This is a genomic window from Deinococcus radiophilus, assembly GCF_020889625.1.
In the GTDB taxonomy this organism is placed as follows: domain Bacteria; phylum Deinococcota; class Deinococci; order Deinococcales; family Deinococcaceae; genus Deinococcus; species Deinococcus radiophilus.
The window spans coordinates 906,744-921,084 of the sequence record NZ_CP086380.1 but is presented as its reverse complement, the minus strand read 5'-3'; the positions used below and the strand labels follow the sequence as shown (position 1 = coordinate 921,084).

The 14,341-nt window shown below is 62.9% G+C and carries 15 protein-coding genes, 1 CRISPR repeat array and 1 riboswitch; of the genes, 4 read left to right on the top strand and 11 right to left on the bottom strand.

Annotated features, from left to right (window positions below; all coding sequences use genetic code 11):
- Positions 1-28 precede the first annotated feature (28 nt).
- Together LMT64_RS04755 and LMT64_RS04750 are read left to right on the top strand one after the other, a co-directional pair.
- Positions 29-1,204, top strand: coding sequence for an amidase (locus LMT64_RS04755; protein WP_126351735.1), 1,176 nt, complete (start codon positions 29-31; stop codon positions 1,202-1,204).
- Positions 1,205-1,247: 43 nt separating this feature from the next.
- Complete coding sequence (locus LMT64_RS04750) at positions 1,248-1,928, top strand: hypothetical protein (RefSeq protein ID WP_126351734.1); 681 nt, start codon at positions 1,248-1,250, stop codon at positions 1,926-1,928.
- Positions 1,929-2,168: 240 nt separating this feature from the next.
- On the opposite strand, the gene LMT64_RS04745 is transcribed toward LMT64_RS04750, so the two are convergent.
- The 10 genes from LMT64_RS04745 to plsY form a co-directional block, all read right to left on the bottom strand.
- Complete coding sequence (locus LMT64_RS04745) at positions 2,169-2,663, bottom strand: pyridoxamine 5'-phosphate oxidase family protein (RefSeq protein WP_126351733.1); 495 nt, start codon at positions 2,661-2,663, stop codon at positions 2,169-2,171.
- Positions 2,664-2,850: 187 nt separating this feature from the next.
- Positions 2,851-2,976, bottom strand: coding sequence for a hypothetical protein (locus LMT64_RS14195; protein WP_267869777.1), 126 nt, complete (start codon positions 2,974-2,976; stop codon positions 2,851-2,853).
- Between the two features lie 23 nt (positions 2,977-2,999).
- On the bottom strand, positions 3,000-5,651 hold the full coding sequence (polA, locus tag LMT64_RS04740) for a DNA polymerase I (protein ID WP_126351732.1): 2,652 nt from the start codon (positions 5,649-5,651) through the stop codon (positions 3,000-3,002).
- A 59-nt stretch (positions 5,652-5,710) separates the two neighbouring features.
- A complete protein-coding gene (locus LMT64_RS04735; protein WP_126351731.1) occupies positions 5,711-6,319 on the bottom strand; it encodes a hypothetical protein in 609 nt (202 codons plus the stop codon).
- An 86-nt stretch (positions 6,320-6,405) separates the two neighbouring features.
- Entirely contained in the window at positions 6,406-6,879 is a 474-nt protein-coding gene (locus tag LMT64_RS04730) for a hypothetical protein (RefSeq protein ID WP_126351730.1), read from the bottom strand.
- 47 nt (positions 6,880-6,926) lie between these two features.
- Positions 6,927-7,011: riboswitch (cyclic di-GMP riboswitch) on the bottom strand.
- Positions 7,012-7,226: 215 nt separating this feature from the next.
- Positions 7,227-8,585 (bottom strand): flotillin family protein, encoded by a 1,359-nt coding sequence (locus LMT64_RS04725; RefSeq protein ID WP_126351729.1) that lies wholly within the window; start codon positions 8,583-8,585, stop codon positions 7,227-7,229.
- A gap of 51 nt (positions 8,586-8,636) precedes the next feature.
- Complete coding sequence (locus LMT64_RS04720) at positions 8,637-9,182, bottom strand: NfeD family protein (RefSeq protein WP_126351728.1); 546 nt, start codon at positions 9,180-9,182, stop codon at positions 8,637-8,639.
- 122 nt (positions 9,183-9,304) lie between these two features.
- Positions 9,305-9,952 carry a pyridoxamine 5'-phosphate oxidase gene (pdxH, locus tag LMT64_RS04715; RefSeq protein WP_126351727.1) on the bottom strand — a complete coding sequence of 216 codons (648 nt, stop codon included), beginning with the start codon at positions 9,950-9,952 and terminating at the stop codon, positions 9,305-9,307.
- Positions 9,953-9,968: 16 nt separating this feature from the next.
- On the bottom strand, positions 9,969-10,781 hold the full coding sequence (locus LMT64_RS04710; protein ID WP_126351726.1) for a DNA-formamidopyrimidine glycosylase: 813 nt from the start codon (positions 10,779-10,781) through the stop codon (positions 9,969-9,971).
- 100 nt (positions 10,782-10,881) lie between these two features.
- Positions 10,882-11,349: direct repeats of the CRISPR family, unit length 37 nt; unit sequence GTTTCAATCCTCACCCAGCCCGAAGGCCAGGTGCAAC.
- A gap of 185 nt (positions 11,350-11,534) precedes the next feature.
- On the bottom strand, positions 11,535-12,143 hold the full coding sequence (gene plsY / locus LMT64_RS04705) for a glycerol-3-phosphate 1-O-acyltransferase PlsY (protein WP_380099182.1): 609 nt from the start codon (positions 12,141-12,143) through the stop codon (positions 11,535-11,537).
- Between the two features lie 71 nt (positions 12,144-12,214).
- Between plsY and LMT64_RS04700 the strand changes: the two genes are divergently transcribed.
- Together LMT64_RS04700 and LMT64_RS04695 are read left to right on the top strand one after the other, a co-directional pair.
- Complete coding sequence (locus LMT64_RS04700) at positions 12,215-13,039, top strand: metallophosphoesterase family protein (RefSeq protein ID WP_126351725.1); 825 nt, start codon at positions 12,215-12,217, stop codon at positions 13,037-13,039.
- Between the two features lie 49 nt (positions 13,040-13,088).
- Positions 13,089-13,589 carry a pyridoxamine 5'-phosphate oxidase family protein gene (locus tag LMT64_RS04695; protein WP_170165945.1) on the top strand — a complete coding sequence of 167 codons (501 nt, stop codon included), beginning with the start codon at positions 13,089-13,091 and terminating at the stop codon, positions 13,587-13,589.
- Between the two features lie 72 nt (positions 13,590-13,661).
- Here the strand turns inward: LMT64_RS04695 and LMT64_RS04690 are convergent, their stop codons facing one another.
- The gene (locus tag LMT64_RS04690) at positions 13,662-14,165 is read right to left on the bottom strand and encodes an Lrp/AsnC family transcriptional regulator (protein ID WP_126351724.1); all 504 of its coding nucleotides are present in this window, start codon (positions 14,163-14,165) and stop codon (positions 13,662-13,664) included.
- Positions 14,166-14,341: the final 176 nt, after the last annotated feature.

The following is a 14,341-nucleotide window of genomic DNA, read 5'->3' as shown; positions in this document are numbered from 1 at the left end:
CCGCCTGGCAGATGGGTAGACTGCGGCCATGTCCACCCCTCCAGCTTTTCCTGATCCGCAGCGGGCCTGGGCGTACCGTCCACCCCAGCCGCTGCGCGGAGCCGCCACTGGACCGCTGGCTGGCCTGACTTTCTCGGTCAAGGACTTGTTTGCGGTGGAGGGCTGGCCGCTGAGGGCCAGTACCCGCGCACCCTTGCCGCTGATGGTTCCCAGTCCGCTGGTGCTTCGGCTGCTGGACCTGGGGGGCACTGCCGTGGGCAAGACCCACCTGCACGAGATCGCCATGGGGATTTTGGGGGCGAATGCTTATGGCGGGACTAGACACCCTGCCCTGCCGGACCATGCTGCGGGCGGGAGCAGCAGTGGCGCCGCAGTAAGCGCCGCGCTGCGGCAGGTGGACTTTGCGCTGGGAACCGACACGGGCGGCAGCATCCGCGTGCCTGCGGCCTGGTGTGGCGTATACGGCTACAAACCGACCAAGAATCACCCTGCCTGGCCGACCACCGGAGTTTTGCCACTGAGCCCCACCTGTGATCACGCTGGCCCACTGGCGGCAGACTTTGGGACCATCTTGCGGGTCCAAGAGGCGCTGACGGGCGCAGCGATCACACCCCAGGACTGGTCAGGCCTGAAGGTGGGGATCTGGCAGCCTGCCGACTGGCTGGACCCGCAAGCTCAGGCGGCGGTACAGGGTATGGCCCGGCGACTGGAAGAAGCGGGCGCGGCCCTGCACTCCATATCCCTGCCCGACATGTTGGACGCCTACAGCGTCATCGTGGGCCACGAGGCAGCCCAGGTACATGCAGACGCCCTGGCACTGGCTGACCCTGGCTTCAGCCCTGATGTGCTGACCAAGCTCCGGGCAGCCCAGGAACTGACGCCCAGTCAGGTGCAGGCGGCCTATACCCGCCGGGAAGAGTACCGCACCCAGTTGGCAAAGCTGTTCGGCCAGGTAGATCTGCTGCTGGCTCCGGTAGTCCCTACCTCACCGCCACTTATCGGTCAGGAGGAAGTGCAACTGGGCCGCGAAACGGCCAATCTCCGCCCAGCTGTCCTGCGGCTGAATGTGCCCTTTTCCATGCTGGGTGTCCCGGCAGTGGCGCTGCCTTCCGGCGTGGACTGGGTAGGGGTACAACTGATCGCCCCCTGGGGGCAAGACCCATGGTTGCTGGGGCTGGTGCGGGCGCTGCTGGGCGGGGATTAAGGTGGGGTCAGCCAGCGGCTTTCGCCTGACCTTACACTGAACCATGCCCAAGGCCACCTTTTTGCTGCTGCCCCTGCTTATTGTGGGATGCGGTGGGGCCGCCCAGCAGGCGGTCCGCTGGGGCAATTTCATTCCGGCGGGCCAGCAGGAGTGGGCGCGGCTGATGCCGCCGCTGGTGCTGCCAGATCAGGGAACAGTGACCACCGAGCCAGCGAGCGCCAGGCTGAGCTTTCCCCCAGGTACGGCCACCGTGGTCAGTGTGCAACTGGACAGTCTGGGCCGCACGGATACGGCGCTGGTCACGGATGTGCAGTCCGCCTTGCGCCTGAGTTACGGCGGCGCTGCGCCCGCTCATGCCCGCTTCCGGCAGGAATGGATGATTGAAAATCAGACGCGCACCGTCGCCGGTCAGACCGAGCATTGCGCCTACCTGTTGGTGGCCGGACTGACCCCAGACCATTCCCCGCATTTTAGCCGCACGGCGGTGGGGCCAGGCCCAGGGCCGCGCCCCTGTGTGGAACTTGAAGGAGAGCGAGGGGCCAACGGGATGTTTCGCCGCTCCCCGCTGGAGTTGAACCGTTGGAACACGGTGTATATAGGTGCGGTCGCCGGAGTGGACGCGGCGGGTCAGTCGCCCGTGTGGGAAGACATGGCGGCGGTGTACCCGTCCAGCCAGCCGCTGCGGACGGCCACTCAGCCTGAACCGCCCATCCACATTCTTTAGACGGTGACGCCGGGGCAACCGCTGGGGCTGCCCCAGTGGCCTCAGCCGGAGCTGCGGGTTCCTACGCTGGACGAGCTGGGCGGGTCGCTGAATTAAAGCATTTGACGGAATGAGCGAAGCGTTTCTGTCCGACTTGCAAAGCTGTGAAGCAGAGCAGGGCGAGTGAAATAAAAAGAGCAGGATGGAAAATGGAGCGAGTAAGAGTGCCTTTCTCTTGCTCGCGTAATTTGGAGAACTGCTCTAGCTATGGGTTGGCGGCTCAACCGGCTGCACGCCGTAAGCTTGCATGGCCTGGGCGACCCGCTGTGCCTCGCTGCGTTCCGGAAACAGGTGATAGGAGGGAGCCATGATTCGGCGGACCTGCTCTACCTCCAGCAGCAAGACATGCCGAACCAGATATTGACCGCCCGTGAGTTCCAACAGTCCCCGGCTGACCTCAGTGAACGCGGCGTCGCAAGGAGCGATGATCCGCACGTGACCCTGCACCTTGTATCCCACCTGTCGGAAGATGTCCACAGCGCTTAGGCAGGCGCGGGGGTTGATCCGCAGATTGGACACGCTGATCGGAGAAGCAATGTCGGCAATGGCGATGGCCGCCGTGATCCCCGCTGGGTCGGTATACGGAGCGAAAATCTCCTTAGGAGAGACGTTCGGCCAACCGTCGGCATCCACCGTCGCCAGCCACGCCAGCACGCTGTTCCGTAAGACCTGGACCATTTCGTCGCTGAGGTTCATGGTGCGAGTATAGATTTGGCCGTCAAAGGGTCAGGTCAGGTCGTTCCAAATAAGAAAATGGGCGTCCTTACCGCGCTGCCGGGATGGCCATCAAGCGAATTCGTGACTCAGCCCTTCGGTTCCTTGCGGGCGTCCACATTCGGCGCCACGTAGGCAGGGCAGTGGCCGGTGCTGGCCGTGCCGAGCATCAGTCCACCGAGGGGCCCAGCAGGCCCAGTCGGGCCGGGCTAGAGGTGACCAGTGCAGTGGCCAGCAGGCCCCCACCAACGACACTTCGCAGGCTCTGCTCAGTGGTTTCCATGTTCCTTTGCATGGTTTCATTTTGCCCTTCGCAACTCACTTGGTTTCATACCAGTTATCGCTGATCCCGACCTCAGTGGCCAGCGGCACCTCCAGCGTCACCACGTTTTCCATCACTTCACGGGTCAGCGCGGCGACTTCCTCGGCCTTTTCCTGGGGCGATTCGATCAGCAGTTCGTCATGAACCTGGAGCAGCATCCGGGCACCCAGTGCGTCTAGACGCGGTTCTAGGGCCACCATCGCCATTTTCATGATGTCGGCGGCGGTGCCCTGAATCGGCATGTTGTAGGCGAGGCGCTCGCCGGCTTCGCGCAGGTTGCGGTTCCGGGCCGTCAGCTCCGGCACGTAGCGGCGGCGGCCATACAGCGTTTCTACGTAGCCGTGCTGCCGCCCGAACTCCAGCGTCCCGTCAATGTATTCCTGAATCCCCGGATAGATCCCGAAGTAGTTCTCGATAAATCCGGCGGCCTCAGCGTAAGGAATGCCCAGCTCATTGCTAAGGCGGTGGGCGCTCATGCCGTACAGCACGCCGAAATTCACCGTCTTGGCGGCGCGGCGTTGATTGGCGTCAACGGTGGCCTCATCCAGCCCCAGCACCTGCGCGGCGGTGCGGCGGTGAATGTCGGCCCCATCTCGGAAAGCCTGCTGCATCGGGGCGTCCCCGGCGATATGGGCCATCAACCGCAGTTCGAGTTGCGAGTAGTCGGCGGCGACCAGGCAATACCCATCATCCGCGACGAAGCCCTTACGAATCTGGCGGCCCTCCTCCGAGCGAATCGGAATGTTCTGGAGGTTGGGGTTGAGGCTGCTCAGGCGCCCGGTCGCCACTGCCGTCTGGGCGAAAGTGGTGTGCAGCCGCCCGGTGGTGGGATTGACCAGGCGTGGGAGGGGGTCCAGGTAAGTGCCGCGCAGCTTTTCCAACTCGCGGTATTCCAGCAGCAGCGGGATGATAGGGTGTTCGTCGCGCAGCGGTTCGAGGGCGCTAACCGCAGTAGACCGCTTACCGGTCAGCTTGGTCTTCTTGCCGCTGGCCAGGCCCAGTTCGTCGTACAGCACGGCTTCCAGCTGGTCACGGCTGCGAATGCTAAACTCACGCCCCGCCAACTCATGAATCTGCCCTTCCAGCCGCTGAATCCGCTCCGCGATCGCCAGCGAGAGGCCGGTGAGATACTCGCTGTCCAGACGTACACCCCGCGCTTCCATGCGTGCCAGGACGCCGCTCAATGGCTTTTCCACTTCGCCGTACAGCTTGCGTCTGGGTTCATCCAGTTGCTCAGGCAGCACTTCCAGCAGTCGGGCCGTGATCCCGGCGCGCATGCCTGCGTCGTCGGGCCATTCGGTGTTCAGGTAGCGCTGAGCCACCGTCGGCATGGCGGTGTTGGCCGGGTCCAGCAAGTAGGCCATCAGCAGCGGATCGTCACCGGGGGCGACCTCTTTGCCGCGCACGGCCAGCCAGGCGGCCAGCGCCTTGGCTCCGGCGGCGTCCAGTTCATGCCCCTGAATCGCCCCGGTCAGAACGTCAAGGTCCGCCAGCGGCTGCGGTTCCTTGGCCTTGCCCCGCTTCTTCGGGGCCTGTGCGGTTTCCAGCTCGAACAGGTTGGGGGCTGCTTCCAGCTCCGGCACGGCGCGGGCCGTATCGCCGTCCAACCAGGCCGCGCCGCGCAGCTCGGCGGTCAGGTCGTCCTCGCGGCTTAGGCGGTAACCCCACACGGCCTCGCGCTGGGGTGCTTGCCAAGTGCCGGACTGTGGCGCAGTGAATCTCGCCACTTGCACCTCAGCCGCTGGTGCAGGAGCCCTTTCCATTTCCCCGGCCAGCAGCCGCCCGATGTCGGTTCGCAGCGAGTCCAGTTCCAGTTCTTCCAGCAGTTCGTTCAGCCGCGCCGGGTCGCCTACGCCGCGCCCAGCCCGCAGTTCACAGTCCAGCTCCAGGTCACAGACCATCTGCGACAGCTCACGGCTGAACAGCACCGCTTCCTCGCTCTCCACCAGTTTTTTCTGCGTGCCGACGGGTTTCAGCTCGCCGGCTTTGGCGGCGGCCAGGGCCGCGTCCAGCGTGCCGTACTCCTGCAAAATCTTGGTGGCCGTCTTGGGGCCGATGCCTTTGGCGCCCGGAATATTGTCGCTGGCGTCCCCAGTCAGCGCCCGGAAGTCCACCCACTGGTCTACCGTCACGCCGTATTTGTCCAGCACGTCCTGCGGCCCAAACAGCGAGTTGTCGTTTTTGATGACGCGTACATCGTCCGCCAGCAGTTGATAAGCGTCGCGGTCCGAAGTCAGGATGCGGACCTGCATTCCCTCGGCCCGTCCGCGCTGGGTCAGTGTGCCGATCACATCATCTGCCTCGTAGCCACCAACTTCCAGCCGGGGCCAGCCCAGGGCGTCCACCAGTTGACGGATGCGGTTGATCTGCGGGGGCAAGTCGCTGGGAGTCTCGGCGCGGCCCGACTTGTAGTCCTCGTACTGCTCATGCCGGAAAGTTTTGACTGGTGGATCAAAGACCACCACCAGCTGATTGCCCTTTTGCCGGGCCAGCCGCAGCGCTTGACGCAAAAATCCGACGATGGCATGGGTACTTTCGCCGCGCGAGTTGCTCAGGGGCGGCAGGGCAAAATATGAGCGGTAGGCCAGCGCGTGACCGTCAATCAGCACCAGCGTGTCAGGCTGCGAGGCGGAATTGGATGAAGACATGCGGCCAGTCTACAGAGCCAGGCGGCGCAGAACCGTCAGGCACACAGGGCTTGTGGCGGCTACCAGCGCACGTTCAGGCTGATGGTGCCCTCCAAACGGTCTGGGGGGGTGTATCCCAGATTGATTCCAGCGCTGAAGGCTGGCTCGCGTAAGCCTGTCCAGGTAGATGACACCGAGTAGCCCAGACTGGTTTTCTGGGTGAGTGGGCTGAAGGTCAGCGAGGCGCTCTGATTGACGCTCTTGGGTGAAAAAACGGTATACGGGGCCTGCGCGATGCGCTCGCCTGCGGCGTTCAGGATGTCTATCACACCGTTATGCGCCGTCATGGCCAGAAAGCTGACCGATTGCAGGGTATAGGGAGTGAGGCTGACCTGCCCGTCTTTGGGTCCTCGGAAGACCAGCCGGGGGTCGCTAGGCCGCAGGTAGACTTCGGTGGCGACTTCGCTCAGCAGTGTGAAGGTGAGCGGGGCCGTGGTGTAACCGGGAGCCACTGCAGCCTCAAGGCGGGCGGGCTGCACCAGCACCTGCCGGGCCAATTCAGTGGGCACAGGTGTCGCCGTGGTGGGACGAATACTGACGGCTGGCATGACCAGGTTGCCCTGCGCCTGCCCTGAACCCAGCAGCGCCAGCAGGCTGAAGCTGGCGGCGGTCAAAACAGTAGTTTTCATGCTTGCCTCCCAAACAAAAGAAGATGCGCCATGAAACGCATCTTCTGAATAAGCACGGGCAATGTGCCTCCAGGTCGCTCGGTGGTCTAGAAGCTGCTGTTCTCGGTGCTGGTGTTGTCGGCGGCAGCCACAGCCGTGACATCAAACATCACGCTGACGGTCTGGCCTGCCTGGGCAGCCTCCGTGCTGGCATCGAAGCTCAGGGTGAAGGTCAGGGTGGTGGTTTGTCCGGCGGGTAGGGTGGCCTGGGCGCTCACAGCCTGCACCGTCAGGTGGCTGGCGCCCGTCCCGGTAGGAGCAGCCGCCACGGCACTCACATCAATGGCCCGGTCCGTGGTGTTGGTCACGGGAATGGACACCGTAAAGCTGTTGCCGGGGCGAACCTGCTCGGCGCTCAGGGTCAGCTCGGTGCTGGGAATGCTGAAGCTCACGGCCTGAGCGTAGGTTCCCTGGGCACTCAGGCTCAGGGCGGCATGGTCATAATCCGTCTGGGTGCTGTCCACGGCCAGGGCAGAGGTCAGGGCGGCGAACAGGATCACGAAAGCAGTTTTTTTGAACATCACGACTCCTGAAAAGCGCAGCACAGGCCGAATCTGGCCGGTGCAGAAGAATGAAAAGCCGGTCGCACCACTGGCTCCTCCCGTCCGAGGTGCCCGCATTACAGGACGGGGATCAAAGCTTCCCTTCACAGAAGTGTGCGAAGTTGGACTCACAGTAATCAGATGGTTCGGACAGCGGTATGACACGGTGAATTTGGGTCCTCAGCCGCTGACTTCATGTGCCTGAGCTGTGGCAGAGATGAGTAAGGAAGCCACGGCAGACGAGCGTGGCGATCATCTCATTGCCACGCTCGTCTGCCGACACTGCTCGGTCTTTTCTTGCCGCTCTGACCCCTGGGACAGAGGGTTTAGAGCGGCTGTTCCTCACCGCTGCTTTCGCGGCGTACCGTGACACTGGGAACGCTGAACGGCTGGGAAGAAGGCTGGTCCTGAGGTGCAGGAACACCGCCGCTGGGTGCCTCGCCGCTGCCCCGCAGCAGGCCCAGCAGGCTCACGCCGGTGGCCGTCTCGACCTGCTCTACCAGCCCGATGACGTTACGGGGCAGGGTCTGCATGGCGCTCTGGGTGGCCTGACCACTTCCGGAATCAATCACGGTGATCTTGCCGATGTCCACCGCTTTCACGCTCTCGGCGAAGGTGTCCACAATCGAGGGAAGCATGTTCAGCACGTAGGCCCGCTCGGCGTCGGGGCCGGCATCGGCAAAGGCGGCGACAATCTGCCGCACCGCCTCGGCGCGGGCGCGGCCTTCTTCGACGATGGGTGCCGCCTCCGCCTGGGCCTTGAGCATCTCGGCCTCGCGGCGGGCGCGGGCCGGGGCCACGATGTCGGCTTCCAGCCGCTTCTGGTTGAGGATGATGCGCTCTTGCTCCAGCTGCTGCTCGGCCGTGACCTTGGCCCGCTCGGCCGACACCTGCGCCTCGTTCTCGCGGGCGGCCGACTGCGCTTCCAGCTCGGCGCGGCGAATCCGCAGCTCGGTCTGCCGCTCCAAAATCGCCTGCTCGGAAATGGTCTGCGCGATGGTGGCCCGCTGCTTGGCCTGCGCTTCCACTTCGCTGGCCTCGGCGTTGCGGGTGGCCTCGGCGATACGGGCCTCCTTCAGCACCTCGGCGGTCTGGCGGCGCCCGATGGAGTCCAGGTAGCCGCTCTCGTCGGTCACGTTCTGAATCTTGAGGGTGTCAAGCTTGATGCCCAGGCTGTTCAGGTCATGCTCGGCCTCTTCCATCAGCGCCTCAGCGAAGCGCAGGCGGTCCTCGTTGATCTCCTCAGGCGTCAGGGTGGCGACCACACCGCGCAGGTTGCCTTCCAACGTGTCGCGGACAATGCCGGTCAGCTGATCACGCGGCACGTCCAAAAAGCGCTCAATCGCATTGCTCAGAAACGGCTCGTGGGCGTTGACCTTGACGTTGGCCACCGCGTGAATTCGCAGCGGAATGCCGCCCTTGGAGTAGGCGTTTTCGATGCTCAGGTCCAGTGGGATGGTGGTGAGGTCCATCCAGCTGGCCTTTTCCAGCACCGGAATGCGGAAGGCCCGCCCACCGCGAATGACCCGGTAGCCGACCCGGTCTCCGGAAGCGGTGGCGCGGCTTTTGCCCGAAATGACCAGCACTCGGTTGGGTGGCACCACGATCAGCATGGATTGGATCAGGATCAGCAAGAAAACAAGGGCAATCAGGAACATGCCGCCGACAATCAGAGTAGGAACCATAAAAAAACCTCCTGGGAAGCGAGTAGGCGAGTGGACAAACGGCTGACGCGGTTAGAGGTCCAGGCCACCACCCCAAGCCTGCACTTCCAGTACGCCGCTTTCTTCGGCCGTGACGATCACGGTTTGTCCAGCGCCGAGGGTCTGGTCACTGCGGGCGGTCAGTTGCTCGGTCTGGGCGCCCAGTTCCAGCGACACGCGCCCCAGCTTGCCGGGAGCAATGGGAATGATGACCTGTCCGACCCGGCCTACCAGTGTGGCAGCCTCGAACGAGACATTGCCCCGACTGCGGGCCAGGCGGAAGGTGGCCGCCGTCAGCACGCCCGCCAGCAGGCCACTGACCAGCGCGGTCAGCAGTTGCGCTAAGCCCTCCAACCCCAGCAGGCGACCAACGACCCCAGCCAGCCCGAAAAAAGCGGCAAATGCCACCAGCGCCCGCATGGAAAACCAGGACGCCAGATCGCCCGTCTCGGTATGGCCGGGGTCGGCAGAATCCAGGCCGCTCCCGCCGCCCATATCCAGGTCGGTATCGTGTCCGCCAAGCAGTGAGAGCAGCAGCAGGCCGCCTCCCACAATCAGCGCAAGAAGATAAAAGTCCACTTGTGTCCTCCTGCTTAGAGGTACGCGGTGGGTGGGGAAGAAGTTCCCCGTCACGTAGGACTGGCGCCATGTCCTGTCTTTTGGGCGAGTAGACCTATCGGGCTCTGCACGGGAAAACGGCTTTAGGGCATCAGCCGCTCTAGCGTCCAGCCGTCCCCAGCGCGGACATACACCAGGCGGTCATGCATCCGGTTGGGGCGGCCTTGCCAGAACTCCCAGCGCTCCGGAATCAGGCGGTAGCCACCCCAGAAGTCGGGGCGCGGCACATCCTGGCCCCCAAATTGTTCATGGAGCGCGGCAAAGCGGCCTTCCAGCACCTCACGGCTTTCTACCGGGCCACTCTGTGGCGCAGAGACATGTGCAGCCAACTGGCTGTCTCGGGGGCGCAAGTGAAAGTAACGGGTGCTTTCTTGTGGGTCCAGCGGCTCGACCCGTCCGCGTACCCGCACCTGCTGCTCTAGCACATCCCAGTAAAACAGCATCTCGGCGCGGGGGTTCTGAGACAGCGCCCGGCCTTTTTCCGAGTCGTAGTTGGTGTAAAAGCTGGGGCATCCCTCGGCGTCCACTCCTCGCAGCAGCAATGTTCTTACGCTGGGTTGGCCCTCGGCATCGGCAGTGGCCAGGGCAAAGGCATAAGGTTCGTCCAATCTCTCATGGGCCAGGGCTGCCGCCAGCCAGTCGCTGAATTGGGCGGCAGGGTCGGCGTGCATGGCCCCTTTGCTCAGGGCAGCGCGGGTGTAGGACAGGCGCAGCGAGGTGAGGTCGGTCATGGTCCGAGTCTAGCCGTTAGCTCGGCTGGCACTGCGGGCAGTGATGGGTGCCCCGCTGGCCCAGGACAGTTTTCTCAATGGGTGTGCCGCAGCGGGGGCAGGGTTGTCCGCCTCGCCCGTAAGCCGCGTGCTGTAGCTGAAAGCCGCCCCAGTCGCCGTCATGCTGACGGTAATTGCCCGTGCCGCCGCCCAACGAACTGCCGCCCAGGTTCACGGCTTCTTCCATCACCTCGCGGATGGCCGTGTGTAGCTGCGCTGCTTGCTCGGCACTTAATCGCGTCTGCGCCGGGTGGATCTGGGCACGCCACAGTGCTTCATCGGCGTAGATGTTGCCCACACCTGCTACTGGCTTCTGGCTCAGCAACCAGGGTTTGACGGCTCCGGCCTTGGCGGCGGCTTCGGCAAACGGCTCCAGCGCAAAGTCGTCTTCTAGCGGCTCAGGGCCCATTGCTGCCAGGGTGGGCAGCGCTGCGTAGTCGCCTACCCGCACCACTCGCACTTTTCCGAAACGCCTGGGATCATGGAAATGCAGCGCGCCGTCATTTAGCCGTAAGGTGAGGCGGGTATGTTGTGTCTCTTCCAGCCGGAAGCCCCCGGTCATGCCCAGATGCACGATCAGCTCGTAATCGGCAGGCCCGCCAGCCTGGTCGGCCAGTGGCAAAATCAGGTATTTGCCCCGTCGCTGCACTTCGCTAATGATCCGGCCGTGGGCCAATTCAGTGTCCGGGTATTTGTCCGGGCTGAAATGCTCAATCTCTAGCACGGTGCGGCCTGTGACCAGCGGTGCGATCTTTCGGCGGGTGGTTTCGACTTCGGGCAGCTCGGGCATGGGCTCATGCTAGTGCCGCCGAAGCAGGAGGATTGCGTTCCTCAGCCCGAAGGCCAGGTGCAACAGCAACCGTTACGACATGATGACCAGCCCAGAATTTGTTTCAATCCTCACCCAGCCCGAAGGCCAGGTGCAACACCGACGCCGAACTGGCACAGCGCCGCGCCGAGCTGGTTTCAATCCTCACCCAGCCCGAAGGCCAGGTGCAACTGAGGTCTCCAGCGCTAATCAGGTCGGAGATGTCCAGTTTCAATCCTCACCCAGCCCGAAGGCCAGGTGCAACCCGATATATAACCGGGTGCATCTTGAGCATTACGTGTTTCAATCCTCACCCAGCCCGAAGGCCAGGTGCAACCCGAACGCCTGAGCCGTGAGCGGAAGCAAAGCGTTTCAATCCTCACCCAGCCCGAAGGCCAGGTGCAACACCGTGATCTGGCTGCGGGTCGGGTGTCCCAAGCTGTTTCAATCCTCACCCAGCCCGAAGGCCAGGTGCAACTTAAATCTCTCGGCCTTTCTGATGGTGATGAGGTTGTTTCAATCCTCACCCAGCCCGAAGGCCAGGTGCAACGGTCATTCTATCAATGCCGTGCTGCAGGCGTGGAATCACCCGATTTGCGCGAGCCCTATTGTGAATTGACTTTGGCCAGATGACGCCATTGCTCTTGCGTTAGCGGATGGCGTGCCAGTGGGACAATTCGGGTTGCGCGAAAGGGGTGGGGTTGTGCCGTGTACTGCAGGTTCGCGCAGAAACCATTACGCCTTCTCGCCCAAGCGCCGCTCATTCCCGCCCGTCAGCCGCCTGATATTGTCGCGGTGTTGCCAGATCAGCAGCGAAGCCAGAAAAGCCAGTGCGGCGGTGGCATACCAGGGTGGGGGCAGCTGCACCAGATAGCTGAAACCCAGCAGCGCCAGTACCGCTGCCGCTCCGATGATGCTGCCGGCACTCACAAAGCGGGTCAGCCACATGGTAAAGATAGCCAGGACGAAGGCAAAGATGCCGATGGCAGGGGAGAGCGCTGCAACGGTGCCGAAGGAGGTGGCTACGCCCTTGCCACCCCGCCCGCTCAGAAAGACGCTGAAGTTATGCCCGATGACGGCCAGCACCCCGCACAGCGCCACCCAGGCCGGGTCCAGACCCATCAGGCGCGCCAGCATGACGGCCAGCACTCCTTTGAGAATATCGAACGCCGCCACGAACGCCGCCGGACCTTTGCCCAGTGAGCGCAGGACATTGGTTGCCCCACTGTTTCCGCTGCCGACTGTACGGATGTCTACCCCACGCGAGCGGGCCACCCACGCCGCAGCGGGGATGGCACCGAGGAGATAGGACAGCACGGCCACAGCCAAGTTGAGCAGGATCACGGGCCATATTTTAGCTGGCTTGGGAAGGGATGACCCAAATGTCTGCTGATAGGCCGAGTAAAATGCAGACCATGAGAGTTGCCGTACTGGCCGATATTCACGGCAACCTATCTGCTTTGAGGGCCACCCTGGCCGATCTTCGCAGGCGTGATGTAGACCGCATCATCGTGAATGGCGATCTGGTCAACCGTGGTCCGGATTCAGCAGCAGTGATGCATGAATTGCTGGCGCTGGACGGTGTGACCTTCATCTTGGGTAACCATGATGATTTGCTGCGGCTGTGGCAGGAGCGCTCTGACAATCTGCCGTCCGACTGGTTCACTGATCCCTTCTGGGAAGCCACCGCCTGGAATGCTGAGCAGCTGGACCGCGGGGGCTTGCTGTATGTGCCACAGGACTGGGCACTCACCGAAACCCTGCATGCACCGGGTCTGCCAGATGTGCAGGTCGCCCACGGTACGCCCGACAACTACCGTGAGGGCGTCAGCGACCGCACCTCGGCGGAGCGCTTGCGCGAGGTGGCTGGTCTGCATGGCGTGATTGTGGGGTCGCACATTCACCGGCCTGTCATTCACCGCAGTGGCGACACGCTGGTGCTAAATACTGGCGGTGTGGGCGTATCGTCTGACGGGGACCCCAGAGCGGCCTATCTGTTGTTGACCGCGACGCCCCAGGGCTGGCAGCCAGAAATTATCCGGGTGGACTATGACCGGGCACTCAGCCTGCGCCGCTTCTCTGAGTCCGGCTACCTGGCTACGGGCCTAAGTGCCGAGGTATTCCGGCAGGAGCTGCTGACCTCGCGCAGCCTCTACACTCCCTACTGGGCCTGGACCGAAGCGCAGAAGCTGCCTAGGACTGACGACACCTGGAACCGTTTTATAGTCCAGCACTCATAAACGCTTGAGCTTTGGCGGTGCAGTACGCGTAATCTGGCATGCTGAATCTATGAGCAACGATCTGACCCGCGAGCAGGCCATCCAGAAGGTGGCCGAGCTGATCCGAGGCATCAAATTCTGCATGCTGGTGACCCAGACCGACGAGGGCCACTTGCACAGCCGCCCTGTCACCACTCAGGACCAGGAATTTGACGGCGACTTGTGGTTTATCGGGGGCAAAGACTCCGAGTGGGTGCAGGACATTTCCAAGCGTGAGCAGATTAACCTGGCGTACAGCCAGCCGGACGGCCAGAACTATGTCAGCATCACCGGGCGTGCCAGTCTGGTCGAAGACCGCACCAAGCTGGAAGAAGTCTGGAGCGACTTTTACAAGGCTTATTTCCCTGAAGGCATTGATGACCCCAACGTCCAGCTGGTCCGCGTGGAAACGCACGGCGCCGAGTTGTGGGAGAGCAGTGGCAAGCTGGCTTCGGCTTTCCAGACGGCCAAAGGTCTGCTGACCGGGAACCAGGCAGATATGGGAACCAACCAGTCGGTAGCTCTGGAATAGGTTTATCAACGAACGGGGCGCGGGGAATGAAAATGACATGTTCCCCGCGCCCCGTTTATGATTTGCAGCCAATTACGATGGCTGAACCGTCACCATCTTGTCCGGTACGGGTGAGCTCAGCACGATACTGGTATCGCACTGTACGCCCATGTCTACCAGCTCCATGACCAGGCTGTTCAGCTCCTCAATGGTCGGCACAGCAATCTTCATCAGGGCAGCGAAACGTCCAGTGACGTGGTGGCATTCCAGCACGGCTGGATGCTCCTTGGCCCAGGTATCTAGGGCGCTGAATTTCTCGCCGGTATCGAACACACCCACAAAGGCCACTACGCCGTAGCCCAAGGCACTCAGAGAGACCACTGCGCCGTAAGAGCGAATCACTCCAGCATCTTCTAGGCGGCTGAGGCGGTCCGATACCGTAGGTGCGGAGACACCTAGGCGGCGGCCCAGTTCGCGGATGCTCAGGCGGGCATCACGTTGCAGGGCGTCCACCAGCTGAAGGTCCAGCTGATCGAGGCGTGTGGGGGCGGGGGTAGATTTGCGCTTATTGGATGTGGCAGGTTCGTTGTTCTTCATGGAGCCTCGGTGGGGGGAAGGAGAGCAAAAGTGGTTGAGCGACTCAGCACTAAAAAAGACGGCCGGTCAAAGCTGCGGCCCGGCAGGCCCGGAGGATAGCAGGGACCACAGGAGGGCGAGAAGGATCAAACGCCCTGCCGCCGCTCTGGACTTGCGCCATCATACTCCGGTGATTG